Here is a 24,442-nt window from a genome sequence, read left to right as displayed (position 1 = left end):
CCATGCCGGAGAAGATGACCGACGAACAGCGCCGCGCCTTTCTCGCCGAAGGCACCCGCACCGCCGTCTTCGCGACGGTCCGCCCGGACGGCAGGCCGCACGCGGTCCCGGTCTGGTTCGCCCTCGACGGGGACGACATCCTGGTCAACCTGGGCGCGGACACCGTCAAAGGCAAGGCGCTCAAGGAAAACCCGCGCGTTTCGGTGGTCGCCGACGATCCGCGTCCGCCGTTCTCGTTCGTGAGTGTCGAAGGAGTCGCGGAGATCGTTTCGGATCCGGGCGAGGTGCGCGCGGGTTCGTCGTTGATCGCGCAGCGGTATCTCGGGGAGGCGGGACCGGAGGCGATCGAGGGCTGGCTGGCGTACGCGACGTCGCCGGGGAAGGTGATCGTACGGGTGCGGCCGGAGAACATCGTGGCGATCGCGAAGGTCGGCGGCTGAGGAGCCCGGAACTCACGTGATCGAACCCGGAACACACGTGATCAGGGCCGGAACTCGCGTGACTGTATGCCGCACTCGGGTGATCGGCCTCTGATCACGTGAGTTCCGTGCTCAAGCACGCGAGTCCCGTGTCCGATCACGCGAGTTCGGTATCGCGTCACCCTGGGCACCACCCGATGTACCGCCGAGCGGGAGCCACCTGGCCCCCGTCACGATCCGGGGCCAGGATGGCGGCGTGGCCGAGATCGTTTACGACGAAAGCACCCGTTCCTGGCTCATCCGCACGGCGGCCACGAGTTACGCGCTCAGGCTGACCGAGGACGACGCGCCCTCCCACGTCTACTGGGGCCCGGCGCTCACTCCGGAGCAGCTCGCCGACGTCCTCCCCCGGACCAAGGAACGCTGGGACGCCTTCAACGATCCCAACGAGGGCCTGGACGAACTCGCCGCGGACGGCGGCACCCGCTACTGGACCCCCGCGCTCCAGCTCCGGTTCGCCGACGGCACCCGCGCCCTCGAATGGCGGTACCTCTCCCACGACATCGACGGCGGACAGTTGCGCGTCCACTTCCGCGATCGCCACTACCCCCTGCGGATCACGCTCGGCTATCGCGTCCCGGCGGGCACCGACGTCGTCGAGCGCTGGACCGAACTCACCCACGACGGCACGGAAGGCCCGGTCGAGGTCGTCCGCGCCGACTCGGCGACCTGGGTCGTGCCGCTCCGGCCGGACTACCGGATCAGCCACGTCACGGGCCGCTGGGCCGCGGAAAGCCAGCTGCTCCGCGAGCCTGTCCCCCACGGCGAGACGACTTTCGGCAGCAGGCGCGGCATCACCAGCCATCACGCCAATCCGTGGGTGATGCTCGACGACGGTGAAGCGACCGAGCGGTACGGCGAGGTCTACAGCGCCGTGCTCGCGTGGAGCGGTTCGTGGCGGATCACCACCACCCGCTCGTCCACCGGCCGCCTCACCGTGACCGGTGGCTCCGGTCAGGACGGCGTCGTCCCCCGGCTCGGCCCCGGCGACACACTCACCACACCGGTCTTCGCCGGGCTCTACACCGACGGCGGGTTCGGCGCCGCGAGCCGCGCCTGGCACGCGTACACCCTCGGCCACCTCCTCCCCCATCCCGGCGAGCTCCGGCCGGTGCTCTACAACTCTTGGGAGGCAACGGGTTTCGACGTCACTGAGGCCGGGCAGCGCGAGCTGGCGGAGAAGGCGGCAGCACTCGGTGTCGAACTGTTCGTGATGGACGACGGCTGGTTCGGCGCCCGCGGCGGCGACCACGCCGGGCTCGGCGACTGGCAGGTCAACCGGGACAAGTTCCCCGACGGCCTCGAACCACTGGTCGGCGAAGTGCACCGGCTCGGCATGAAGTTCGGGATCTGGGTCGAACCGGAGATGGTCAACCCGGACAGCGATCTGTACCGCGCGCATCCGGACTGGGTCCTGCACTATCCACAAAGGACACGTTCGGAGCTCCGGCGGCAGCTGGTGCTCAATTTCGCCCGCCCGGACGTCGCGGAGTGGGCGTTCGGCACGCTTGACTCCCTCGTCGGCGAGCACGGCATCGACTTCCTGAAATGGGACATGAACCGCCCGTTCAGCGAAGCCGGCTGGCCTGCCGACGGCGATCAGGACCGGCTCTGGGCAGAGCACACCCGCGCGGTCTACCGGATCATGGACCGCCTGCGCGCGGGCCATCCCGGCCTGCGGATCGAGGCGTGCAGCGGCGGGGGCGGGCGGATCGATCTCGGGATCATGGCCAGGACGGACCAGGTCTGGACCTCCGACAACACCGACGCGCTCGACAGGCTCGTCATCCAGCACGGCTATGGCCAGGTGTACCCGGCGCGCGCGATGTCCGCGTGGGTCACCGACGACCCGAACTTCGTCACCCGGCGGTCCACCCCCTTGCGGTTCCGGTTCCACGTCGCGATGGCGGGGGTGCTCGGCATCGGCGGCGACATCGTCAAGTGGCCCGAGGAGGACCTCGCTTACGCACGCGAGCAGATCGCGCTGTACAAGGAGATCCGGCCGGTCGTCCAGCACGGCAGGCTTCACCGGCTGGTGGCCCCGGCCACCGACGGCGTCTCCGCGCTGCAGTACGTGGCGGCCGACGGCGGGCGCACGGTCGTGTTCGTGTTCCGGCAAGCGGCACATTTCCACACTCACGAACGACCGATCCGGCTCGACGGCCTCGACCCCGCCGCCCGCTACCGCGACGAGGACACCGGACAGGTGCGCCACGGTGCCGCGCTGCTGGCACACGGCCTGGTCCCCGGCCTGCCGGACGGCGATTTCGCCAGCGTGATGATCCGGCTGACCAAGCTCTGAACCCGCAATAGATCAGATGTATCGCCCCAATTCACCCACGAATGACGCACCTGGTCGCTTGACATCGCCCTAGACATCCGATCGAATGCCGTCGTCTGCGCGACGCCGCGAGAAGGGTGACTGGGGTATGAGAAGGTCCTTCGCGTGGGGAGCGGCGCTACTGGTCGCCGCGAGCCTCACCGGCTGCACGGTCGGCGGCGGGACGACCGCCTCGGGCAACGAGATCACCTTCCTGACGTTCGAAACGCCGAACCTGCCACCGTCCTATTGGGACTCCGCGATCAAGCGGGTCACGGACCGGAATCCCGGTCTGAGCGTGAAGAAGCTGGTCGCCCCGTCGACCGACCGCACCGGCTACGCCAAGCAGCTGCTGCAGTCCGGCCAGTTCCCCGACGTCGCGATCGCCGTCGACTCGGCCGGTTTCGCCGAATCGGGCAACCTCTACGCGTGGACGCCCGAGGAACTCAAGGACTTCCAGTTCCCCGCGGCCAACCCGATCAAGGGCGGGCACCACCAGCTGCCGGCCAACACCCAGACCATCCCGCCGGTCTACTACAACAAGAAGCTCTTCGCCGACGCCGGGATCACGTCGGCACCGAAGACGTGGAACGAACTCCTCGCCGCGTCGGAGAAGCTGAAGGCGAAGGGCGTCACGCCGTTCACCATCGGCGGCGGCAAGGAAGGGTTCCCGTCCGCGATGCTGTTGGACGGCCTGGTCAGCGTCGAGGTCTACGGCAAGACCCCGGACTGGCTTTCCCAGCGCCGGGCCGACAGGGTCAAGTTCGCCGACCCGGCGTTCCAGCAGGCGTTCGGCAAGTTCGCCGACTTGGTCGCCAAGGGCTACATCGACAAGACCCAGGTCTCGCGCGACTACTCGGCGACCGAGGCGGCCTTCCTCAACGGCGAAGGCGCGATGTACCCGATGGGAAACTGGTTCGCCGCCAGCGCCGACGCGAAGAAGCCGCCGTTCGAGATCGGCGTCTTCAACTTCCCTTCCGAGGACGGGAAACTCGTCGTTCCCGCGTACACCGGCGGCGGCATCGTCGTCAACGCCAAGTCCCCGAACCTCGACGCGGCAAGGAAGTTCGCGCTCGCGTTCCAGCTCGACAAGGAACAGATCGACGCCTCGGTCAAGGCCGACGGCCTGTTCCCCGCGATCAAGGGCTACACGCCGCCGTCCGACGCCGGCCCCGTCTTCAAGGCGGGCTACGACCTCTACCAGGAGGCCGTGGCGAAGAACGCCGTCGTGAACGCCTTCAGCTGGGAGACCGCGGACGACGGGCTCCTGCCGGGGATGAAGGACAAGGTCTACCAGGCCGCGCAGGACGTCATCACCAGCCGTAAAACGGTGGCCGACGCGTGCGCGTTCCTGGACGCCGAGTGGGCGAAGGCGCGCTGACACCACGATGGGGAGAAAACCGATCCTGCCGCGGGTGTGGCATTTCGCCTCGTTCGGCGCGCCCGGAGTCGTCGTCTATCTCTGCTTCGTCATGGCGCCGATCCTCATCAGCTTCGGCTACAGCCTGACGAACCACAACCCGTTCAACCCACCCTCGGAGTTCGTGGGGCTCGCGAACTACAAGCTGCTGTTCCAGGACGAGCAGTTCCTGACCGCGCTCCGGGTCACCACGATCCTGACCGTGATCGTCGTGGTCGTGCCGAACGTGCTCGGACTCGGCGTCGCACTGCTGCTCGATCGGAAAGGCTGGCTGTACAACGCTTTGCGGAGCGTGTTCTTCACGCCCGTGATCCTCAGCTCGGTCGTGGTCAGCATCATCTGGACGAAACTGCTCGACGACCGGGGCCCGGTCAACGACGTCCTCCGCGCGCTCGGCGTCGAGCATCCGCCGGGCTGGCTCTCGGATCCGGATCTCGCGCTGTACTCGGTCGCGTCGATCGTGTGCTGGCAGATGCTGGGGTTCTGCGTGGTCGTCTACCTCGCGGGCCTGCAGGGCATCCCGGCCGAACTGCTGGAGGCGGCGGAGATCGACGGCGCCGGACCGGTCCGGCGGTTCCGCGCCGTGACCTGGCCGCTGCTCGCGCCTTCGCTGACGATCAACACCGTCGTCCTGCTGATCTCCGCGTTCAAGACCTACGACTACGTCAAGGTCGTCACCAACGGCGGGCCGGGTTCGGGAACCACCGCCACCATCGCGTTCAACGTCCTGGCCACCGGCCTCGACGCGAACCACGTCGGCTACGCGTCCGCGATGGCCGTGGTGATGCTGGTGATCGTGGCGACGCTGACCACGATCGTGCTGCGGTTCCTGCGGCGGCGGGAGGTCGACCTGTGACCACAAAGGACGGTTCGTGGCTCCGGCCGACTGCGGCGATCGTGGCGAGCGCGATCTTCTTCGTGCCGCTGTACTACGTGCTCGTCAACGTCTTCAAACCCGGCGACCTGATCGCCAGGGAACCGGCGTCGGTCCCGCTGCCGCCGACGCTGACCAACGTCCACGCCGTGCTCACCCGGCCCGACGGCCTGTTCTGGGTGAGCCTGGCGAACAGCATGCTCGTCACCCTGCTGTCGATCCTCGTGCTGACGGTGCTTTCGGCCATGCTGGGCCATTACCTGGCGCGCTCGGACAAGCGGTGGACCAAGGTGCTCGCGCTGATCCTGCTGGCGGGCTTGATGATCCCGCCGCAGGTGATCCTGATCCCGGTCACCGAGGTACTGCGGCTGACCGGGTTGATGGCGACACTGCAGGGCCTGGTGCTGTTCAACGTCGGGTACTACGTGCCGTTCGGGGTCTTCGTGTTCACGGGCTTCATCCGCGGGGTGCCGGTGGAACTCGAGGAGGCCGCCCTGCTCGACGGGGCGAGCCGGGCGCAGGTGTTCTGGCGAATCGTGTTCCCGCTGCTGCGCCCGGCCACGGCGAGCGTCCTGATCTTCCTCGGGGTGTGGATCTGGAACGACTTCATCGACCCGCTGATCATCCTCGGTCCCAGCCAGGGAACCACGGTCACCACCGGGATCTACCGGTCGATCGGCCAGTACCAGGCGGATCTCGGCAGCGTGTTCGCGCTGATGTTCCTGGCGACGCTGCCGGTGCTGATCTTCTACCTGGCTCTGCAGAAGCAGTTCGTGAAGGGCCTCACCGGCGGCGCTACCAAGGGCTGACTCTGGCGCGTTTCGGCGTCTATAGAGCGGTAGGGCAAAGGTGTCCTGTTAGGTGCCAAGTCCGTGAAGGCCTCCTTCGCTACCTTCAGGGTAGGGAAGGAGGCCTTCACGGACCGGTGTTAGGCGGCGGTCAGCGGGGCGAACGGGACCTTTCCCTCATCGCACGAGCGGAAAGTCCCCTTCACCGCGGATCTTGCGTTCTCGTGGGCGGCGGAGTCCCGGAAACGTTGCGAAAGCCCCTTTCGCAACCTTCAACGTTGCGAAAGGGGCTTTCGCAACACCCGAGGTCGGCCTGCGGGCGAGTGGCTGAGCCCCCCTTGCCTTGCCCCCAATGAAGGCTCAGAGCTCGGTGACCTTCCCCTCGGCGACCTCAAGCCGTCGTGTGGTCGCCACCGCGTCCAGCATCCGCCGGTCGTGCGTCACCAGCAGCAGCGTCCCCGGATACTCCGAGAGCGCCGACTCCAGCTGCTCGATCGCGGGCAGGTCGAGGTGGTTCGTCGGCTCGTCGAGCACCAGCAGGTTCACCCCGCGCGCCTGCAGCAGCGCCAGCGCCGACCGGGTCCGCTCCCCCGGCGACAACGTGGCCGCCGACCGCAGGACGTGCGCGGCCTTCAGCCCGTACTTCGCCAGCAACGTCCGCACGTCGGCGTCGGCGAGCTCCGGGACCTCGCGGGCGAAGGCCTCGACGAGCGGAAGGTCGCCGAGGAACAGCTTCCGCGCCTGGTCGACCTCGCCGACCACGACACCTGAGCCGAGCGACGCGGCACCCTCGTCGACCGGGACCCGGCCGAGCAGGGCGGCGAGCAGGGTCGACTTCCCGGCGCCGTTGGCCCCGGTGATCGCGACCTTGTCCGCCCAGTCGATCTGCAGGTCCACCGGGCCGAGGGTGAACTCGCCCCGCCGCACCATCGCGCCGCGCAGGGTCGCCACGACCGCCCCCGCGCGGGGTGCCGCGGCGATCTCCATCCGCAGTTCCCATTCCTTGCGCGGTTCCTCGACCACCTCGAGCCGTTCGATCATGCGGTCGGTCTGGCGCGCCTTCGACGCCTGCTTCTCCGTCGCCTCGCTCCGGAACTTGCGGCCCACCTTGTCGTTGTCGGTGGCCTTGCGCCGGGCGTTCTTGACGCCCTTCTCCATCCATGAACGCTGCATCGACCCACGGGCCTCGAGCGAGGCCTTGGTGTTCGCGTACTCGTCGTACTCCTCGCGAGCGTGCCGCCTCGCGACGGCGCGCTCCTCCAGGTACGACTCGTAACCGCCGCCGTAGGTCCGCACCTGCTGCTGGGCGTAGTCGAGTTCGACGACGCGGTCCACGGTGCGGGCGAGGAACTCCCGGTCGTGGCTGACCAGCACGGTCCCGGCGCGCAGCCCGGTCACGAACCGTTCGAGCCGTTCGAGGCCGTCGAGGTCGAGGTCGTTGGTCGGCTCGTCGAGCAGGAAGATGTCGTACCGGCTCAGCAGCAGCGAGGCCATGCCCGCCCGCGCCGCCTGCCCGCCGGACAGCGAGAGCATCGGCTGGTCGAGGTTGACCGTGAGCCCGAGGTCCGCGACGACCTCCCCCGCCCGGTCGTCCAGGTCGGCGCCGCCGAGCGCGAGCCAGCGGTCGAGCGCCACACCATAGGCGTCGTCCGAGCCGGGTTCACCCGCGGTGAGCGCCTCGGTGGCGGCGTCGAGCGCAGCTTGCGCGGCGGTGACACCGGTGCGGCGGGAGAGGAACGCGCGGACGGACTCACCCTCGCGCCGTTCCGGCTCCTGCGGGAGGTGACCGACGGTGGCCGTCGGCGGGTTCAGCCGGACGCTGCCCTCTTCCGGCGGCACGAGGCCGCCGAGGGTCTTCAGCAGGGTCGACTTGCCCGCGCCGTTCACGCCGACGAGACCGATCACTTCGCCAGGGGCGACGACCAGGTCGAGACCGGAGAACAGAACACGGTCGCCGTGGCCGGCGGCGAGATCCTTGGCAACGAGTGTGGCGCTCATGAGATCGGTAAGTCTACGGGGCCCGATTGAACAGCTCGTGGTCCCTCGGAAGAGTGGCAAGTATCCAAGCGATCACGGAACGTGGGTAGCCTGGATGTTCTTCTGGACCCGAACGAATCCCCGAGCATTGAGGTCGGTGACAGCAAATGGCGGACTCCGCCACCCCGGTCCCCGTCGTCCCCCAGCAGAAAGGCGGTACCCGTAGGCCGACGTTGAGCAGGCGGCGGGAAGTCAGTCATGCCAGCGCGCGGTCGCTGCTGATGACGATCCTCGGCGAGTACGTCCTGCCGCGTGACCAATCGATTTGGACATCGACGCTGGTCGAAGCGCTGCGAGTGCTGGACATCGAAGAAAAGTCCGCCCGGCAGGCGCTGGCCCGGTCCTCCGCGGAGGGCTGGGTGGTCTCCGAACGCGTCGGACGAAGAGTGCGCTGGTCACTCACTCCACCAGGCAGACGGCTTCTCACCGAAGGCGCTGAACGGATCTACGCCTTCGGTAACGAGGAGAACGAATGGGACGACCGCTGGCTGATGCTGATCGTGTCGGTCCCCGAGGCGAAGCGGGATCTCCGGCATCGCCTGCGTACGCGCCTGACCTGGGCCGGCTTCGGCTCGCCGGTGGCGGGCGTCTGGGTCAGCCCGGATCTCAGCCGTCAGCGGGAAGCCCAGCAGATCGTGCAGGAACTCGGCCTCGACGCGCAGGCGATGTCGTTCTCCGCCGCCTACGGCGAAGTCGGCGATCAGGAGACGATGGTCAGCCGGTCCTGGGATCTCAGCGATCTCAAGGACCGCTACGAGGACTTCATCGACCGTTTCACCGGTACGCACCCCTCCGGTGAACGCGGTGTCCTGCGCGCGCAGACCGAACTCGTCCACGAATGGCGCAGCTTCCCGTTCCTGGATCCACGCCTTCCGCTGAAACTCCTCCCGGACGGTTGGAGCGGCGTGCGCGCGGCGGATCTCTTCCATCGCAAGCACGTCGAATGGCGACCGGAAGCACAGGCGCAATGGGACGAACTCGCGGCCACCTCCGGCTAGGGTCACGGGAAAACGACCTACCGGGAGGTAACCCGCCTTGGCCACCTCGATCCGCCTCGACCGTGAAGACGATCTCGCCGTCCTGACCATCGCTTCGCCGCCGCTGAATCTGTACACGGCGGAACTACAGGACGAACTGGGCGAGGCGATCGGCGAATTGGAGACCACGCCGCCGCGCGCGGCCCTGATCCGGGCCGAGGGGAAGATCGTCAGCGGCGGCGTCGACGTCTCCCTGTTCGATGCCCAGGCCGATGCCGCCGAGGCCAAGGTGCTCTTCGACGAGATGCTGGCGATCCCCGACCGGATCGCCGCGCTCCCGTTCCCCACCGTGTTCGCCGCCCATGGCCTGTGCCTGACCTGGGCCTTCGAGGTCGCGGTCGCCTGCGACATCATTCTCGCGAGCGAAAAGGCCAAGTTCGGTCTCGTCGAGCGGGTCGTCGGCCTGACCCCGACGATGGGCGGCACCCAGCGGCTCGCCGCCCGCGCCGGCGTCGGCCGTGCCAAGGAGTTCGTGATGACCGGCGCGACCTACGACGCCGCGACCCTCGAACGCTGGAACGTGGTGAATCGGGTGCTCCCGGTCGAAGGCTTCGACGAGGCGGCGCGCGCCTTCACGACGGACCTCGCACAGGGGCCGACGCGGGCGCACGCGGCCACCAAGAAGGTCCTCGAGCACTACGAGCACGGCGGCGTCGCCGAGGCGAACGCGCACATCACGACGATCGCCGCCGGGCTGTTCGACACCGAGGACCTGCGCGGCGCGGTGAAGTCGTTCCTCGCCGACGGCCCCGGCAAGGCGACCTTCACCGGCCGCTGATCCCACTAGGGCCGCCGACCGACCGCGTCCACCACCCCGGACGCGGTCACCGCGGTCGAATTCGTGCCCAGGTACAGGAAGGTGTCGGCGGCGAAGACGATCACGACCGGCTTCGCCATCTTGGGGTCGTCCTCCGGCCTGAGCGGCCAGGTGATGCCTACACCGGGCCTGCCCGCTCCATCCTTGACGTGGTCGACGGCGCGGAGACCGGGCACCTTGGCCGCCGCGCCGTACAAGGCCGCCCGGACGGCGGGCGGAAGGTAGGTTTCGTTCGCCAGCGCGAGGATGTCCTTGCCCAACGCGTTGAAGTCGCCCTTACCGCCGCTGTGATGGGCGTTGAGGTAGGCGAACATCGCGTCGGCGTCGGTGGGGAGATCCTTCCGGTAGCCGGGTGACGGCGTGCACGGCTCCGTGACGCCCTTGAGCGGCTCTTCGCCCTTGTACACCTGCGCCTGCCCGTTCCGGCAGCCCGGAAGCGGGAAGGCGCTTCCATCCGTCATCTTGATCATCCCGTCGTGGGTGCCGTCCGCCGAAACCCACGATTCCCGCTCGCCGTCAGGCTGCTTGGTCTTCGTGTAGACGAATTGGCCCGGTTTCGGCGGTGTGTCCGGCGTTTTCAGCGCGGCCGCGGCGGCGTTGCGCAGGACCGCCACCGGATCCGCGGCGGCCGCGGGCGGTTCGAGGCCGACCTGTTCGACCGGTGCCAGCGCGACGACCGCGGTGATCGCCGCGGCGAGGCCGACCGCGCCGGCGCCGATCCAGACCCAGCGCCGCGGTTTCTTCAATGGCACCACGTTTTCCCCCAATGGCACCACGTTTTCCGCTTCGGCGGCGGCGATCTCGGCCATCAATCGCGCGCGGGCCGCGCCGAGGGCGCCGGATTCCGCCAGAGGCACCGAACCGGTCCGCTCGGCGATCAGCTGCAACTCATCCATGGGTGGTGATCTCCTTCGCGATCGTGATGTCCGGGCGCCCCAGCGCCTCTCGGACCTTTCGGCGGGCACGGTTGAGCCGTGACCGGACGGTGCCGAGCGGGATGTCCAGCGCGGCGGCGATCTCCTCGTAGCCGAGCCCTTCCCCGGCGAACAGCGTGAGCGTGTCGCGGTCGCCGTCGGCCAGCTCCGCCAGCGCGGAGTCCAGCAGCTTCCCCATCGCCTCGGCGGTCACCTGATCGGCGACACGTTCGGCGTGCCCTTCTTCGTCGGGCGGCGGGCCGAGGGCTTCACGGAGTTTCAGCTCCCTGACCTCGTCACGGCGCCGCTGCGCCACCAGGTTGGTCGCGATGCCGTAGAGCCATGGCCGGGCGTCGCGGCGCTGGACGTCGTAGCCCTCGCGTTTGCGGAAGGCCACCAGGAACGTCTCCCCCAGCGCGTCCTCCGCGGCCGAGGGCCCGATGCGCCTGACCAGATAGCGGTGGACGTGCGCGGCATGCCGGTCGAAGATCGCGGAGAACCAGTCCGGGCTGGTCACCGACCTCGCGATCACTTCCGCGTCTTCCAGATCGCCCGGATCCGCCCCAGATGAGCTCATGAACCACCCTTCGCCGTTCGTCAGTGTCACTTGTTGTCCGCATCCGGCGCCGAATGGGTTCACGACCGACGAATCGGTCTAGACCTTTTATGCATGCCGCGCTACATTCATCTGTGGTCTAGACCACACGCGCCATTTTCCGAGCAGGTCAGTCTCGCCGCCTCTTTGGAGAGAACCGCCATGAGACGCACCAGAAAACGACTACTCAGCGCACTCACCGTGACACTCCTCGCTGCCGGGCTACTCGTAGCCGCAGGTACTCCGGCGCTGGCGGCGGGCCGCCTCCGCGCCGCCTTCACCCTCACCGGGAACACCGGTGAGTACACCGTCACCAACCCCAGCAGCGAAACCGTCGCCGACTGGTCCATCACCTTCACCGTCCCCGCCGGCGTGACCGCCTCGAACGGCGCCAACGCCACGGTTTCCCAATCGGGCAACCAGGTCACCCTCAGCCCGGCCTTCTACATCAAGTCCCTCGGGCCGGGCCGGTCGACCTATCCGTACAGCCCGACGTTCCAGCTCAGTTCCGGGGGCACCCCGACCACGTGCCGGATCGACGACGCCAACTGTGACGGTTCGGGCGACGCGCCGCCGTCGACCCCGGCCAACCTGCGGCTCGTGGCGAAGACGACCACGACCGCCGCGCTGGCCTGGAACGCCTCGGCACCGGGTTCCCTGCCCGTCACCGGCTACGACGTCTACCAGGGCACGACGCTGGCGACCTCGGTCACCGGCACCGAAGCGAGGATCACCGGGCTGACGCCGAACACGGCCTACAGCTTCACCGTCGTCGCCAAGGACCGGAAGGACGCCAAATCCCCGCCCACCGCGGCGCTGGCGGTGACCACCAACAACCCGAGCGACGACACCCAGGCGCCGACCGCGCCGACGAACCTCCGCTCGACCGCGGTCACGTCGAGTTCCGTCGCCCTGGCGTGGAACGCGTCGACCGACAACACCGGCGTCGTCTCCTATGACGTCTACAACGGCTCGAACCTCGCCACCACGGTGAACGGGACGACCGCGACGGTGAGCGGGCTTTCACCGTCCACTTCGTACTCTTTCACGGTCAAAGCCCGTGACGGGTACGACAACGTCTCCGCGGCGAGCGCGGCAGTCAGCGCTCGCACCGGCGACATCGTGAGCGGGTACGCCCGTGTCGGCTACTTCGTCCAGTGGGGCATCTACGGCCGCCAGTTCTTCGTCAAGAACCTGGTGACCAACGGATCGGCCGCCAAGCTGACACATCTGCTGTACGCCTTCGGGAACATCGACCCGGTCAACCACACCTGCCTTTCGGGTGTCACCAAGGGAACGACGTCGAATCCCCAGGACCCGAACCAGGGTGACGGCGCCGGTGACGCGGAAGCCGACTACTCGCGGCCGATGTCCGCGTCGCAGTCCGTCGACGGCGTCGGCGACACCGGCTGGGAAACGTTGCGCGGCAACTTCAACCAGCTGAAGAAGCTCAAGGCCAAGAACCCGAATCTGAAGGTCCTCATCTCCCTGGGTGGCTGGACCTACTCGAAGTACTTCTCCGATGTCGCGGCCACCGCCGCGTCGCGGCAGAAGTTCGTCGCGTCGTGCATCGACACGTACCTCAAGGGGAACGTCAAGGCGTACGGCGGAGCGGGCGGGCCGGGCACGGCCGCGGGCATCTTCGACGGCATCGACATCGACTGGGAGTGGCCGGGCAGTCCCGACGGGCACCCCGGCAACCACTGGAGCGCCAACGACAAGACGAACCTGACCGCCCTGCTGGCGGAGTTCCGCACGCAGATGGACGCCTACGGCGCGACCACCGGCAAGCGGTACGAACTGCAGGCGTTCACCCCCGCCGACCCGGCGAAGGTGAGCGGCGGCTGGGAGATCCCGAAGATCTTCGACTACCTCGACGTCGCCAACGTGCAGGGTTACGACTTCCACGGCTCGGGCAGCGACAACTCGTGGGAGCCGAACATGACCGGCCATCAAGGGAACCTCTACCCCGACGCGGACGATCCGTACAAGTTCAAGTTCAGTGTGGAGGCGGCGATCAACGCCTACACCAGCGCCGGGGCCAATCCACGGAAACTGACCCTCGGGCTCGCCTTCTACGGGCGTGGCTGGCAAGGGGTCGCGGACGGCGGCAAGAAGGGTGAATGGCAGACCGCGACCGGCGCCGCGCCGGGCCAGTTCGCCGAGGAAGCAGGTACTCGTGGCTACGCGAATCTCTTGGCCAGTGTCCCGAACTGCACCGTCCAGCACGACACCGCGGCCGTGGCCACGGCGTGCTACACGGGCAACGGCGGGCAATGGTGGACTTTCGACGACGCCTGGTCCATCCAGCAGAAGGTCGCCTGGCTCAAGTCCAAGGGATTGCTCGGAGTCATGGCATGGGAGATGTCGGGTGACACCGGCGCCCTCATGACCGCAGTGGACAGCTCGCTGAAGTAAACCCTCGTGAGTGGCAGGGACGGTCAGAACCGTCCCTGCCACTCACGACGCGATCGCACCGGATGCGGTCAAAAGTGTTCTCCTCCGCCTCCGGTTGCTGCACAGTGTGCGTCGTGACTTCTGCGAACGACGACCGGACTCTGATCATCGTCGGCTCCTACACCGCCGCGAGTGACGGCAGCGGCGAAGGCATCGGCACCTTCTGGCGCGACGAGCGGGCCGGGGAGCTGACCCCGGCGGGTTCGCTCGAACTGGACTCGCCGAGCTGGCTGACCCCGCATCCCACGCTGCCGGTGCTCTATGCCGCGAACGAGACGGCTGACGGCGCGATCACCGCCGTCGCGGTCGCCGGAGACGGCACACTGGAGGCCTTGAACTCGCTCCCGACCGGCGGGGCCGATCCGTGTCATTTGGCGGCCACTCCCGACGGCCGGTTCCTGGTGTGCGCCAACTACAGCGGCGGCAGCCTGGCCGTGTTCGCGCTGGGCAAGGACGGGGTGCCCACCGTGCGGACGGCGCTCGTCCACCACGAGGGCACCGGCCCGAACCTCGAGCGACAGGAAGCAGCGCACGTCCACATGGCCGTGGTCGACGAGACCGGCACGCTGGTCAGCGCGGTCGACCTCGGCACCGACGAGATCCGCAGCTACTGCCTCGGCGAGGAAGGCGAGCTGATCCCCTTGTCGGTCTCGGCACTGCCCGCCGGAACCGGCCCGCGCCAGCTGGTTCGCCGCCCCGGCACGAACCACGCGTACGTCGTGGGCGAACTGGCCGCCTCGCTGGTGACCGTGCGCGAAGACCCGCCGGGCACGTTCGCCGTGGAGAACTCCATTCCCGCGACCCTCGCTCCCGGTGGCGACAACCTCCCAGGGCAGCTGACACTGCACGGAGACCGGCTGTTCTTGTCGAACCGCGGCCCCGAAAAGATCACGGAGTTCGCTTTCGACGGCGTCCTCCCGAAGGCCGTCGCCGACCACGGGACCGGCGCGTGGCCGCGGCATTTCTCCGTTGTCGGCGAGCATTGTTATGTCGCGTCGCAGAGCGATGACGTGATCCAGGCCTACGAACTCGCGACATGGCGCCTGATCGGCAGTTATCCGATCGGCAGCCCGGCCTACATCGGGCCTTGGCGTTCAGCCCGCTGAACAAAGACAGATCTCTTTCTTTGCGAGGCGAATTAAGGTCTTGACGCAACTGGTTCAGACCACGACACTGAATGACGCGCCGCCGGTGACCTGGCTCACACCCGTCCGAGGAGAACCATGTCCCTACCGAAGAAACTGTTCGCTCTGGCAACGCTCATCCCGTTGACACTAGGCCTTTTCAGTGCCCCGGCCCAGGCCGCGCCCGCCACCTTCACCCACCCCGGCGTACTGGTCAGCCGTCCGCAACTGGATTTCGTACGCGCCAAGGTCCAAGCCGGCGCGCAACCGTGGAAACAGGCATACGACGCGATGATGTCGAGTCCGTACGCCTCACTGTCCCGGTCACCGAAACCACGTGCCGTCGTCGAATGCGGTCCCTATTCGAATCCGAACATCGGCTGTACCGATGAACGGCAGGACGCGATCGCCGCGTACTCCCTTTCCCTCGCGTGGTACATCACGCGCGACGCGAAATACGCGACGAAGGCGATCGAGATCATGGACGCCTGGTCCGCGGTGCTGAAAGATCACACGAACAGCAACGCTCCCCTGCAATCGGCATGGTCGGCCTCGTCGTGGCCACGCGCGGCGGAAATCATCAAACACACGTACACGAGCTGGCCGAATTCCGGCCGCTTCGGCACCATGCTCCGGAACGTGTACCTGCCCAAGGTGATCAACGGCAGTCACAGCAACGGAAACTGGGAACTCAGCATGACCGAGGCCGCGATCGGCATCGCCGTGTTCCTCGACGACAAGGCGAACTACGACAAGGCCGTCGCGAAGTTCCGCACCCGCGTCCCCGCCTACCTCTACCTGACCAGCGACGGCGCGCTCCCGAAGACCGCGCCCGGCAGCGGCCTGGACACCCGCGACAAGATCGTGAAGTACTGGCAGGGCCAGACGACGTTCGCCAACGGCCTCTCACAGGAGACCTGCCGGGACTTCACCCACACCGGCTACGGCCTCGCCGCCATCGCGAACTTCGCCGAGACCACCCGCATCCAGGGCCAGGACCTCTACCCCGAGATCGCCGACCGCCTCCGCGAAGGCCTCGGCTTCCACGCGAAGTACCAGATGGGCGCGGCCGTCCCGTCATGGCTGTGCGGCGGCAACCTGAAGCTCGGCCTCGGCCCGATCACCGAGGTCGGCTACAACCACCTCCACACCCGCCTCGGGCTCACCATGGCCAACACCGAGGCCCTCACCCTGCGCCAGCGCCCGGCGGGCACCAACGGCCTGTTCGTCTCCTGGCAGACCCTCACGCACGCCGACAACCCACAGTGACTCCGTGAGGGCCGCCTGATTGCGGCAGGGCGGCCCTCACGGTCCGTTTCCCCAGCTCAGACGCACAGTGACCCCTGGTTGCAAGCCCCACTTCGGGACCCGCTAAAGTACTCACATCGCACTCCACGGAGTACGGGTCCGGGCTGTGGCGCAGTTTGGTAGCGCACTTGACTGGGGGTCAAGGGGTCGCAGGTTCGAATCCTGTCAGCCCGACGGACGAAGCGGGTTTCCGCAGCTCAACAGCTGCGGAAGCCCGCTTTTTCATGTGGTCAGACGTGTCGATCCGGTCTAGCACAGCGCTCGGTAACACCTTGACTGGAGGCTCTCCTCATGACCACGAATTTGACCAAACAGGGTCTACCCCGCCCGAAGGACGACATGTGGCGCTCCTACATCGAGGAGTGGGATCGCAGTCTCCGCGCGTCGAACCGCCCGCACACCACCCGGTACAACTATCAGCTCGCAGTCACCCAGCTGTCAGATTTCCTCGGCGGACCGGAACTCCCGGACTTCCTCACGAGGATGGACATGCCAGCCGACGACGACAGCGACGCCGCCCAGGACCCCACTGACGTCAGCCGTAAGCATGTCGAGTGGTACATCGCCTGGATGATCGACACACGCTCGGCATCCACCGCGCTGAACAAGTACAAGGGCGTCCAGCAGTTCTTCAACTACCTCGTCGAAGGCGAGGAGATGGACCGTCACCCCATGGACAAGCTCAGCCAGCCTGACACGCCTGCAAAGCTCATCCCGGTTCTCTCCGACGATGAGATCGTGAGCCTGCTGGAGACGTGCCGGGGGAAGACCTACAGCGATCGACGTGACACTGCCATCATCCGACTATTCCTGGATACCGGCGCCCGGCTCAGCGAGATCGCGGGTCTGCAGGTGGACAACCTTGATCTCAAGCGGGATGGAATCCTTGTCCATGGGAAGGGAGACCGTCAGCGCTTCGTGCCCTTCGGTGAGCGCGCAGGACAGGCTATGAGCCGTTATCTTCGCGTGAGGTCTCGCCATCCGGCGGCAGACCTTCCTGACTTGTTCCTCGCCGAACGAGGACGGAAAGCGTTCAAGCCGAACGGTATCAAGATCATGCTACGCCGCCGCGGTAACGCAGCTGGCGTTTCCCACATGCACGCTCACCGCCTACGGCACACGCTGTCCCACGTCTGGCAGCGCGAGCAGGGCAACGAATCCGACCTCATGGCCATCATGGGATGGCGCTCCCCCGAGATGCTCCGCCGATACGGCGCCAGCGCCGCTGCCGAACGAGCCGAAAACACGCACCGGACCCTGAACCTGGGAAATCGAATCTGACGTTCTCGCTGTATGCGGGCCGGTCAATATCAATCCGACCGGCCTGCTGCCGTCTCGTCTCCCCGCTGATCTGCGCATCCACAACATCCACCACTTGCGCTCGCCGTCGGCCAGCCGTAGACCAGCGACGAGACCCGCGCTGGCGTGGCGATCGCCGCGATCCTGGTCAGCGGAGTGCGCGACGAGGTGACGCAGGGCGCCATCCGGGACCTGGCGCTCGCACCGAAACGCACGTCAGGCCCGGCACGGTGCCCGGATGAAGCGAAGACGACCTGAACATCTGGTACACCGAACGACAACTCGACCCGATCCGGGAGTTGCCGCGCAAAGACATCCGCCGCTACCAGTTCCCGGTCTTCAGGAGGGTTTGCCAGGCTCAATACTCGCGAATCGCGTGACGTAGTCGGCGTCACCGACCAGCGCTTCCTGCGCACCGCGCCAAGCACTCATCGCGCTCGTGAACCGTTCCCGAACTGGCTCCGATACACCCCGGCAGGTACCTGTCGATAAGCAACTGACGTAGCGGCTGCGGCAGGCTTTTCTGGCGCACAGGTGGCATAAGTCCGGGAATGGCACCACGGCGGCCTCCACTTTGCGGCGTAACAGATCGAGCGGGCTTGGCCCAAGCCGCGAACGCTCGGCTCCGCTGCGTTCGTGCTCGATCCGCACCTCGCCGACCTCAGCGAGCAGGCTCGTTCGACGCCGTCGCACAAGGTTTCGACCGGTAGCTCGATACGCTGGGTCGCGGCGATCGCCGATGGGCGGATGGCCAAGGAGATCGAACCGGGTGACTCGAAGACGTTGAGATATCGGACGACGTCGGCGTCGCCAAGGTCGTCTTGGCTCAGGCGCGCCGCGTTCTCAGTGTTCTCGTCTCGCCAACCCCGCTCCACCGTGAGGTCTCTGGCTCGGAGTGCGACGCGGTACAGGAAGAACTGGGCGCCGCCGTCGTCCTGGTCACCCATCCGGCGCAGCATCGACTCGATCGCCGCTTCGTACGTGCCCACATGCAGTGCCAGATTCTCATGACGGGCACGGGCGCCCTCAGCCGCTCCCGCCGGCATGTGTTCCCGGTACGCCTCGATGGTCGCGGCCGGCATCGTGCGGCTCCCCACGGGCCAGTCGGAATACGTGCTGGTGTGATACCAGGCAACGGCGGTGAGGCAGCCGTCGTCGAGGACCGGGTCGTCGGCGTTGCGCAGCGTCATCACGGCTCGCCCGAAGTGGATGACGGCGCCACACCCGCGGCACGCAATGTGCGCCTCGTTGACTTCCTGGTGGTAGTCGGTGCTGGTGAGCGGGGTGATCGCCGGGCAGGCCGAGCACGCCATGTTGAAGTCGTAGCTAAACGTCACCGGTCTCTCAGCGAGGTCGCGCATGGCTCATTCTGCCTGTTGCGTGGTTTGCATGGCGGAGGTGGCATGGACGTGGGCGGGTCGGTGCTACCTGATCTCATCGGCGCATGGCGTTGACTAGCGATCGCCGCAGCCGTCTGCCTGCATCGTCGTCCGCCACGTCGGAACGCCGACGGGCTGCCCGAACACCCAGACAGCACCGACCTGATCATCGGCGAACCCGAATCACAGGTTCACGGCTCACCGCCCCTCGAAGTCCTCGATCACCTCGGCTGGCACAGGATCCCCGTGACCGCCTGACACCTGGCCCGAAACACGGGGTGCAGCGGTCCGTCCGGCGTGTCAGACAGCTGCTTCTGCCTCCGCGGCGGCGTAGATGATGTGATCGGCAGATGGCATCGACGTATACGTCACTGGAGACCGAGTTCACACCCGTCGGCGCCCACCAGGATTGGTGGCCTCGCGAGGCGATGAAGTCGATCACTCCCTATCCCACGCAGTGGGTGAAGATCGCCGAGCTGACACCCGGCCCGGTGTCAGACGTGCGTCAGTGTGCCCTGATCCCTCTGGCGGATGTGCCCGACGAGCTGGCGCGTCCGCACTCACGAGTCTTCCACGTCGGACAGGTGGAGATCTTCGACCGACGCGGCTTCCACGACGGGCTGCTCGACCTGTTCGGCGGCCGCGCCGAGTTCTTTTGCCACCTGCGCTGGGCGGCCTCCGTGGCGGAGCCGTCCATTGAGTGGGCGTGGCCGTTCCTCTGGTACTGGCGCGCAGTCCGCTGAGGTAACAGCTGGATCTACCTTGACGCCGCCGGACGTGACGTCGAGCTGGCCCGTGTGCGCGTCCAAGGCCAGGACGACTACTGCGTCGAGGTCCAAGCGATGGCCCTGCGCAACTACCTGCACACCCGCGGCATGGCCATGCTCCTCGCAATTCAGATCGATCAGGACCACACCGAAGCACCATCGGTCACCACCGAAGAACACACCATGCGGTGTGACTGGGCCTCCATGGAGTTCCAGACCTACGACTACGACGGCGATCGCGCCCGAGGCAAGCTCCTTGCAGCCAGCTCACTGCACGGCCAGTACGTGATCCTTCCCGCGAAGAACGCGCCCGGACCCGCGTGGTGCAGCGACGAGGAACCCGCCGACTACCCAGCTTTCATCTACGACACCGATGCCTCTACGGGAGGCCCGCTCACCGTGGAGCCCAGCCTCGCCAACGTCGGAACCGACGGCAGCCCCGGCCCGCACTTCTGGACACGGGTGTACTTCCAACCCCAGGTCCTCGACCGCTACCTCGACGAACCACGCCGCTACACCGTCACCGCAAGCCGGATCACCTGCCTCAACGTGTGGGGCCTCTCGATCGGGCGAAGCTCCGACGGACTCGTCGAAGTCGACCTCTACGACCTCTCACGAATGCCCACGCCGGAGTGGAGCCATTGGAAGAGCCACAACGTCCCGCCCTCCGGTGGCCAACCCGACTCCGGAAAGCGCGACCGAGAGCGCCTCAACAGAATCGCGTCGAGCCCTGACACCGTCCGAGATCTGCGAACCGCGGTCGCTCGTGCCAACGACGCCGCTCAACGCCACCAGAACTGGCCACTATGGCGGCCACTCGCCGAACCCGCGGCCACCGAATGGCAGACCCTGCATGCACCCGTCGTCAACGACATGAGCGCGCTTCTGAGCCCGCTGCTGACCTTGACGAAGGTCCTGGTCGACAGTCTCGACGAGGTCCGGATCAAAGGTGCGCTGTCCACACCGCCGACGGATCCTTCGACACGGAGCTTGGGGCTGCTCCAGCTCTACCTCACCGAGCGCGGTGGCACGCCAGACGCCGTCAAGCCGCTCAGGGACCTCCAGCGGCTTCGATCAAAGGGCGGCTTCGCCCACTACGGAGGCGGAGCCGTCCAACTCGAGATCTCGACGATAGCGCCGGGACTGCACACACCCGCCGAGATCTTCGACTACCTCTGCCGCAACATCATTCAAGCGCTCGACACGATCACCGAAACACTCACGGCAGCTACGGAAGCGGGACCATAGGACCGGGCCGAGTACTAGCACGTCTCCGTACGCGACCGGCCACGACACAGCGGCCGGTGACAGCTGGACAACGGTCACCGCGACGGCGTAACGCGAAGCCCTTCGCTCGTCGACCATGCGATGGCGCAACTTGTCGTCATCAGGTGCAGCAGGAGGTCAGCATGCGGCTCACGGTGAACGGCGACCACTTCGACCTCGACCAACCCACGGTGGAAGCCCGCCTTCGGGGCCGGCCGCCGGAGCCGATTCAGGTTCACTGGGTCGAGATCGAAGGAACCCGCTTCCCCGTCAAGCAAGCCCTCGAAACCATGCTCGGGATCAGCCGCGCCACCTTCACCTCACACACCGCCCGCTACCAGTTCGACAGGCTCGGATTCCCCACCAGCACCACCACAGCAAACGCCACCGGCGGGCCGACGCCACCATCGGCAGCGATCGAATCCGCAGCGACGGAACATCAGCCGACGGTCGAGGAGGCGGGAGCCGCGTTCGCGACCCTGGTCGCGTTCCTCCGCACAGGCCCGCTCACCACCGGCATCAGCGCACTCGAACACAACCTGCTCAACGCCGACCGCACCACCGCGGCCGACATCACTGCGGCCGCCGGCCTGACCGAAGAACTGCTACACGCCGCGCTGACCGTCCGCCGCGACGTCGGCAGGGTCAGCGACGTCATCCACGCCACCGTCATCACCCTCGCCCTGCCCCACATCCTCGAGGACGATGAAATCGTCTCCAACCGGCCCTCCCTCGGCCCAGGCAACGACCAGTCGCGACCCTTCGACCTCGAAACCAACAAGCGAGTCGCCGAGTTCAAAGTCGCCGTCTGGTCCGGCGGCGACATGATGCGCAAACGCGGCCTTACCAAGGATCTCGTCCACCTAGCCCTGCACGACGACCAACGCCGTCCGGAACTCTGGGTCACCGGCACCGACCCGATCCGGTTCCTCCAGACCAGCAGCAGCCCAGTCGGCAGTCTCCTCTCGCGAGCCTCACACCACCAACAGGCACGCTACGAAGCCCGCTTCGGAACTACCGAGATCGCACTCCGCGACTTCGTCACCGAACACGCCGCTCACATCCGGCTCCGCAACATTGCGGACGCGCTCCCGTCTCTCGCCGAGGCATTCCTCTGACATGCGCCCCGGGATCTCACGTTTCACACTTCGCGTAGCGGCCGGTCAGCCACAACTGCCTGCGCGGACTGCGCTTCGGAAGCGTCCGGCGGACCGCACACGAGACCGAGGCGTGTGCGGGAACAGGACAGGATCGTCGGCCGCCGTCGCGTCCGCAGCACCAGGCGACCTAGGGCCGTCATGAAGATCCGTTGAGGAAGTCCGTTGACGATGGGTGTCGTTGGGCAGAGCCCGCGTCGAGTATCAGATGCAGCTCAGTGGTCTTTCGCGGTTTGTCGACGCAGTGTTCATTGTCGTCGAACACCACCCAGTTTTCTTCGTTATCATTGCCGTCGAGGCTGCTCTTAAAGCGGATGGCTTCGGGTCGAATGGTCTCGGGGCCGTCAAGAAGAAACTTCACAAAAACCTGAGTTGGGGCGTAGTGGCGCGGGTCGTCGTCGTACTTAGGTTCACTCATCGTCTCAGCGAAGCGGTCGAGGAAGTCCAGTGCTTCTCTTCGCTCGCGACCATCTTCCGAAAATATACTGGGCCGATCTGGGGTTTCGAAGATGTCCAAGTTGCAGATCTCGCGAGACGGAGTGAATCTACCGGCGGCGAACGGTACGTCGTCGCCCTGCGATACTTCGCGCACCGCGCAGGCCAGCGTTTTGCTCCCGTAGAAAGCCGAGTGCCCTTTGGTTGTCATTCGGCCATGGTTGCCCCGGCCCAACGGTGGGCTTCCGAGCTCTTTGGCGACCAGCGGGAACGTGTTCCATGGTCGGCATCGCCATAAGGCTGGAGAGGACATTTGGAAGGTGTCGTACAGAAGAGCCACTTGCCGGATCTCCGTCAAGAGTCCGGCAGTCTCTTCAGGAAGGTGCTCCGTAGCGGCAGAATCCCTCGGTTCACCGGCTTTTTTAAGCTTGTGCGCCAGGCTTTTCCAGTGACTGGCCGTGAAGTCGTAAACTGTCGCCCAAAGGTCAGACTTCTTGACCCAACCGTAGTCTGTGCCGTCTCGGTCGGCGATGTATGCAGACAAGACTGGGAACAGATTCGCACATACCGCGCCATCCAGAATGTCGTCGACGATATCTTTGATGTCGTGCGTCGTCTCGCTTAGTTCGCCCTCATCGTGGTAAGCCCCGGACTCTGCCACCGTGGAATACCACTCGTCCACAACGCTTTCGACGACGCCGGCAAGCTCATGGAACGTGGTACAGGATTGCGCCTGCCCGCAGAACGCGCACGTCGCGTGGACCACGTCGTCTCCCGCGCGCCTCCACAGGTCGGCATCCAGTACGCAGGTCACGCAGACACGGGTCTCTGGATGCTTCAAGTTCTCTTGTTCAGCCGCGTACTCTTCAAGTGCGCTGTGGTAGTCCGCTCCCATAGCCGGTAATCCTAAGTCGTGCACCGTCCAGGACACCGCGATCTGTTTGTAGTCAGCGGATAGTCCGCTCCCTTAGATGGCAACGTCGGTTCGGTACGGCATACGCGGCGGGCGTACAGCATGGCGACGCCAGAGACTACTGGTGCGGTCCCGATGGTCCGGCCGAAGGCCGGTTCTAACCGGGTGCAGCTTGTCAGACCGCGGTGCCGGTGCGCCGGGCGAAGTCGTGCAAGCCCGGCAGCCGGTTGGCAGCGGGGTGGCTCAGCAGGGTGGCGGTCATTGTCGTGGTCGGTTTGCGGTAACGGACCTCGTCGGGCGAGGCATGCTCGGCGGCGAGCAGCGCGCGGTAGCAGTGTTCGGGTTTGCCCCATTGGTGGTAGGCGCGGGCGACGTCGACCCCGTAGCGGGCGCGGCGTTCGGTGCTGGGGATGCTGGCTGGGTTGATCCGGCGGGCGTGCTCGATTGCGGTGCCGGAGTCGCCCATGACGCGGGCGATGCTGAGCTGGTAGAGCCCGACGCCGGTGGGCCCGAAGCTGGTGTACCGGTGGTCGGCGTCGGTTCCCAGCCGGGTAGCGGCGTCGACGGCTTCGGCGATGAACGTTTTGGCGGTGTCGCGGTCGCCGTCCGCGGCGGCGGTGTAGGCGGCGGTTTCCATCAGCGACCCGTACACCGACAGCTGATCGGGTGTGCGCAGGTCGGGCTGGAGGGCGAGCGCGGTGTCGATCTCCATCTGCTGGGCGGTGTCGCCGTGCCCGGCGCGGCACAGCACGATCGCCCAGACCCGCCGCGCGGTGGCCTGGGTCAGCAGATCACCGCTGGCGTCGGCGGCCTGCGACGCGCGGTCGGCAACGGTCCAGGCGAGTCGGTCGCGGCCGGTTTTGATCGCGAGGTCGGTGGTCAGGGTGTAGAGCTCGGCGAGCTGGGCGTGCGCCGCCGTGGCGGTGTCGCCGGGGCGCGGATCGGCGCGGGTGGCCGTCGCGGCGGCGATCAGGTTGGGCAGCCGCGTGGGGTGCGCCGCACTCTGCCCCGGCCAGAACACGGCGGATCCGCAGCTCACGATCCGCAAGAGCGAAT

21 protein-coding genes and 1 tRNA gene are annotated in these 24,442 nt (G+C 66.8%); 16 read left to right on the top strand and 6 right to left on the bottom strand.

The window, feature by feature from the left end; all coding sequences use genetic code 11:
- The first annotated feature begins 2 nt into the window (after nucleotides 1-2).
- The 5 genes from AMYAL_RS0130190 (at nucleotide 3) to AMYAL_RS0130170 (ending at nucleotide 5,902) form a co-directional block, all read left to right on the top strand.
- A complete protein-coding gene (locus tag AMYAL_RS0130190; protein ID WP_020635015.1) occupies nucleotides 3-440 on the top strand; it encodes a PPOX class F420-dependent oxidoreductase in 438 nt (145 codons plus the stop codon).
- 235 nt (nucleotides 441-675) lie between these two features.
- The gene (locus AMYAL_RS0130185; protein ID WP_020635014.1) at nucleotides 676-2,781 is read left to right on the top strand and encodes an alpha-galactosidase; all 2,106 of its coding nucleotides are present in this window, start codon (nucleotides 676-678) and stop codon (nucleotides 2,779-2,781) included.
- A 127-nt stretch (nucleotides 2,782-2,908) separates the two neighbouring features.
- The gene (locus AMYAL_RS0130180; protein ID WP_020635013.1) at nucleotides 2,909-4,180 is read left to right on the top strand and encodes an extracellular solute-binding protein; all 1,272 of its coding nucleotides are present in this window, start codon (nucleotides 2,909-2,911) and stop codon (nucleotides 4,178-4,180) included.
- Nucleotides 4,181-4,214: 34 nt separating this feature from the next.
- The gene (locus AMYAL_RS0130175) at nucleotides 4,215-5,075 is read left to right on the top strand and encodes a carbohydrate ABC transporter permease (protein ID WP_020635012.1); all 861 of its coding nucleotides are present in this window, start codon (nucleotides 4,215-4,217) and stop codon (nucleotides 5,073-5,075) included.
- The gene (locus tag AMYAL_RS0130170) at nucleotides 5,072-5,902 is read left to right on the top strand and encodes a carbohydrate ABC transporter permease (RefSeq protein ID WP_020635011.1); all 831 of its coding nucleotides are present in this window, start codon (nucleotides 5,072-5,074) and stop codon (nucleotides 5,900-5,902) included. The genes AMYAL_RS0130175 and AMYAL_RS0130170 overlap by 4 nt, the downstream gene beginning before the upstream one ends.
- Before the next feature lie 339 nt (nucleotides 5,903-6,241).
- On the opposite strand, the gene AMYAL_RS0130165 is transcribed toward AMYAL_RS0130170, so the two are convergent.
- Nucleotides 6,242-7,879, bottom strand: coding sequence for an ABC-F family ATP-binding cassette domain-containing protein (locus AMYAL_RS0130165; protein ID WP_020635010.1), 1,638 nt, complete (start codon nucleotides 7,877-7,879; stop codon nucleotides 6,242-6,244).
- Nucleotides 7,880-8,025: 146 nt separating this feature from the next.
- Between AMYAL_RS0130165 and AMYAL_RS0130160 the strand changes: the two genes are divergently transcribed.
- Both AMYAL_RS0130160 and AMYAL_RS0130155 read left to right on the top strand, forming a co-directional pair.
- Nucleotides 8,026-8,916 (top strand): PaaX family transcriptional regulator, encoded by an 891-nt coding sequence (locus AMYAL_RS0130160; protein WP_084702181.1) that lies wholly within the window; start codon nucleotides 8,026-8,028, stop codon nucleotides 8,914-8,916.
- Nucleotides 8,917-8,953: 37 nt separating this feature from the next.
- Nucleotides 8,954-9,733: an enoyl-CoA hydratase/isomerase family protein gene (locus AMYAL_RS0130155; RefSeq protein WP_020635008.1), complete on the top strand. Its 780-nt coding sequence runs from the start codon at nucleotides 8,954-8,956 to the stop codon at nucleotides 9,731-9,733.
- 5 nt (nucleotides 9,734-9,738) lie between these two features.
- Here the strand turns inward: AMYAL_RS0130155 and AMYAL_RS0130150 are convergent, their stop codons facing one another.
- Both AMYAL_RS0130150 and AMYAL_RS0130145 read right to left on the bottom strand, forming a co-directional pair.
- Nucleotides 9,739-10,668 carry a CU044_5270 family protein gene (locus AMYAL_RS0130150; RefSeq protein ID WP_020635007.1) on the bottom strand — a complete coding sequence of 310 codons (930 nt, stop codon included), beginning with the start codon at nucleotides 10,666-10,668 and terminating at the stop codon, nucleotides 9,739-9,741.
- Complete coding sequence (locus AMYAL_RS0130145) at nucleotides 10,661-11,263, bottom strand: RNA polymerase sigma factor (RefSeq protein ID WP_026467575.1); 603 nt, start codon at nucleotides 11,261-11,263, stop codon at nucleotides 10,661-10,663. The genes AMYAL_RS0130150 and AMYAL_RS0130145 overlap by 8 nt, the downstream gene beginning before the upstream one ends.
- Nucleotides 11,264-11,482: 219 nt before the next feature.
- On the opposite strand from AMYAL_RS0130145, the gene AMYAL_RS0130140 reads away from it, so the two are divergent.
- From AMYAL_RS0130140 to AMYAL_RS50860, 6 genes are all read left to right on the top strand, one after another.
- Nucleotides 11,483-13,699 carry a glycosyl hydrolase family 18 protein gene (locus tag AMYAL_RS0130140; RefSeq protein ID WP_020635005.1) on the top strand — a complete coding sequence of 739 codons (2,217 nt, stop codon included), beginning with the start codon at nucleotides 11,483-11,485 and terminating at the stop codon, nucleotides 13,697-13,699.
- A gap of 113 nt (nucleotides 13,700-13,812) precedes the next feature.
- Nucleotides 13,813-14,844, top strand: coding sequence for a lactonase family protein (locus AMYAL_RS0130135; RefSeq protein WP_026467574.1), 1,032 nt, complete (start codon nucleotides 13,813-13,815; stop codon nucleotides 14,842-14,844).
- 117 nt (nucleotides 14,845-14,961) lie between these two features.
- On the top strand, nucleotides 14,962-16,131 hold the full coding sequence (locus AMYAL_RS0130130; protein ID WP_020635003.1) for an alginate lyase family protein: 1,170 nt from the start codon (nucleotides 14,962-14,964) through the stop codon (nucleotides 16,129-16,131).
- A 139-nt stretch (nucleotides 16,132-16,270) separates the two neighbouring features.
- Nucleotides 16,271-16,344: transfer RNA gene (locus tag AMYAL_RS0130125), tRNA-Pro, on the top strand.
- Between the two features lie 117 nt (nucleotides 16,345-16,461).
- Nucleotides 16,462-17,451 carry a site-specific integrase gene (locus AMYAL_RS0130120; protein ID WP_020635002.1) on the top strand — a complete coding sequence of 330 codons (990 nt, stop codon included), beginning with the start codon at nucleotides 16,462-16,464 and terminating at the stop codon, nucleotides 17,449-17,451.
- Nucleotides 17,452-17,595: 144 nt separating this feature from the next.
- Nucleotides 17,596-17,727: a hypothetical protein gene (locus AMYAL_RS50860; protein ID WP_020635001.1), complete on the top strand. Its 132-nt coding sequence runs from the start codon at nucleotides 17,596-17,598 to the stop codon at nucleotides 17,725-17,727.
- A 170-nt stretch (nucleotides 17,728-17,897) separates the two neighbouring features.
- Here AMYAL_RS50860 and AMYAL_RS47890 read toward each other — a convergent pair whose 3' ends face one another.
- Nucleotides 17,898-18,830: a hypothetical protein gene (locus tag AMYAL_RS47890; protein ID WP_051137569.1), complete on the bottom strand. Its 933-nt coding sequence runs from the start codon at nucleotides 18,828-18,830 to the stop codon at nucleotides 17,898-17,900.
- 446 nt (nucleotides 18,831-19,276) lie between these two features.
- Here AMYAL_RS47890 and AMYAL_RS0130105 point away from each other — a divergent pair, with 446 nt between their 5' ends.
- The 3 genes from AMYAL_RS0130105 to AMYAL_RS46485 all read left to right on the top strand — a co-directional run bounded on the left by AMYAL_RS0130105 (nucleotide 19,277) and on the right by AMYAL_RS46485 (nucleotide 21,999).
- The gene (locus AMYAL_RS0130105) at nucleotides 19,277-19,591 is read left to right on the top strand and encodes a hypothetical protein (RefSeq protein WP_143267654.1); all 315 of its coding nucleotides are present in this window, start codon (nucleotides 19,277-19,279) and stop codon (nucleotides 19,589-19,591) included.
- A gap of 54 nt (nucleotides 19,592-19,645) precedes the next feature.
- Nucleotides 19,646-20,863: a hypothetical protein gene (locus tag AMYAL_RS0130100; RefSeq protein ID WP_020634998.1), complete on the top strand. Its 1,218-nt coding sequence runs from the start codon at nucleotides 19,646-19,648 to the stop codon at nucleotides 20,861-20,863.
- Nucleotides 20,864-21,024: 161 nt separating this feature from the next.
- Nucleotides 21,025-21,999 carry a hypothetical protein gene (locus tag AMYAL_RS46485; RefSeq protein WP_020634997.1) on the top strand — a complete coding sequence of 325 codons (975 nt, stop codon included), beginning with the start codon at nucleotides 21,025-21,027 and terminating at the stop codon, nucleotides 21,997-21,999.
- A 178-nt stretch (nucleotides 22,000-22,177) separates the two neighbouring features.
- On the opposite strand, the gene AMYAL_RS0130090 is transcribed toward AMYAL_RS46485, so the two are convergent.
- A complete protein-coding gene (locus AMYAL_RS0130090; RefSeq protein WP_020634996.1) occupies nucleotides 22,178-23,368 on the bottom strand; it encodes an RES family NAD+ phosphorylase in 1,191 nt (396 codons plus the stop codon).
- Nucleotides 23,369-23,561: 193 nt separating this feature from the next.
- Nucleotides 23,562-24,434, bottom strand: coding sequence for a hypothetical protein (locus AMYAL_RS46480; protein WP_020634995.1), 873 nt, complete (start codon nucleotides 24,432-24,434; stop codon nucleotides 23,562-23,564).
- Nucleotides 24,435-24,442: the final 8 nt, after the last annotated feature.

The sequence above is a fragment of the Amycolatopsis alba DSM 44262 genome (genome assembly GCF_000384215.1).
Classification (GTDB): Bacteria; Actinomycetota; Actinomycetes; order Mycobacteriales; family Pseudonocardiaceae; genus Amycolatopsis; species Amycolatopsis alba.
Note: the sequence above shows the minus strand (reverse complement) of the source record. Positions and strands in the feature narration are given on the sequence as shown.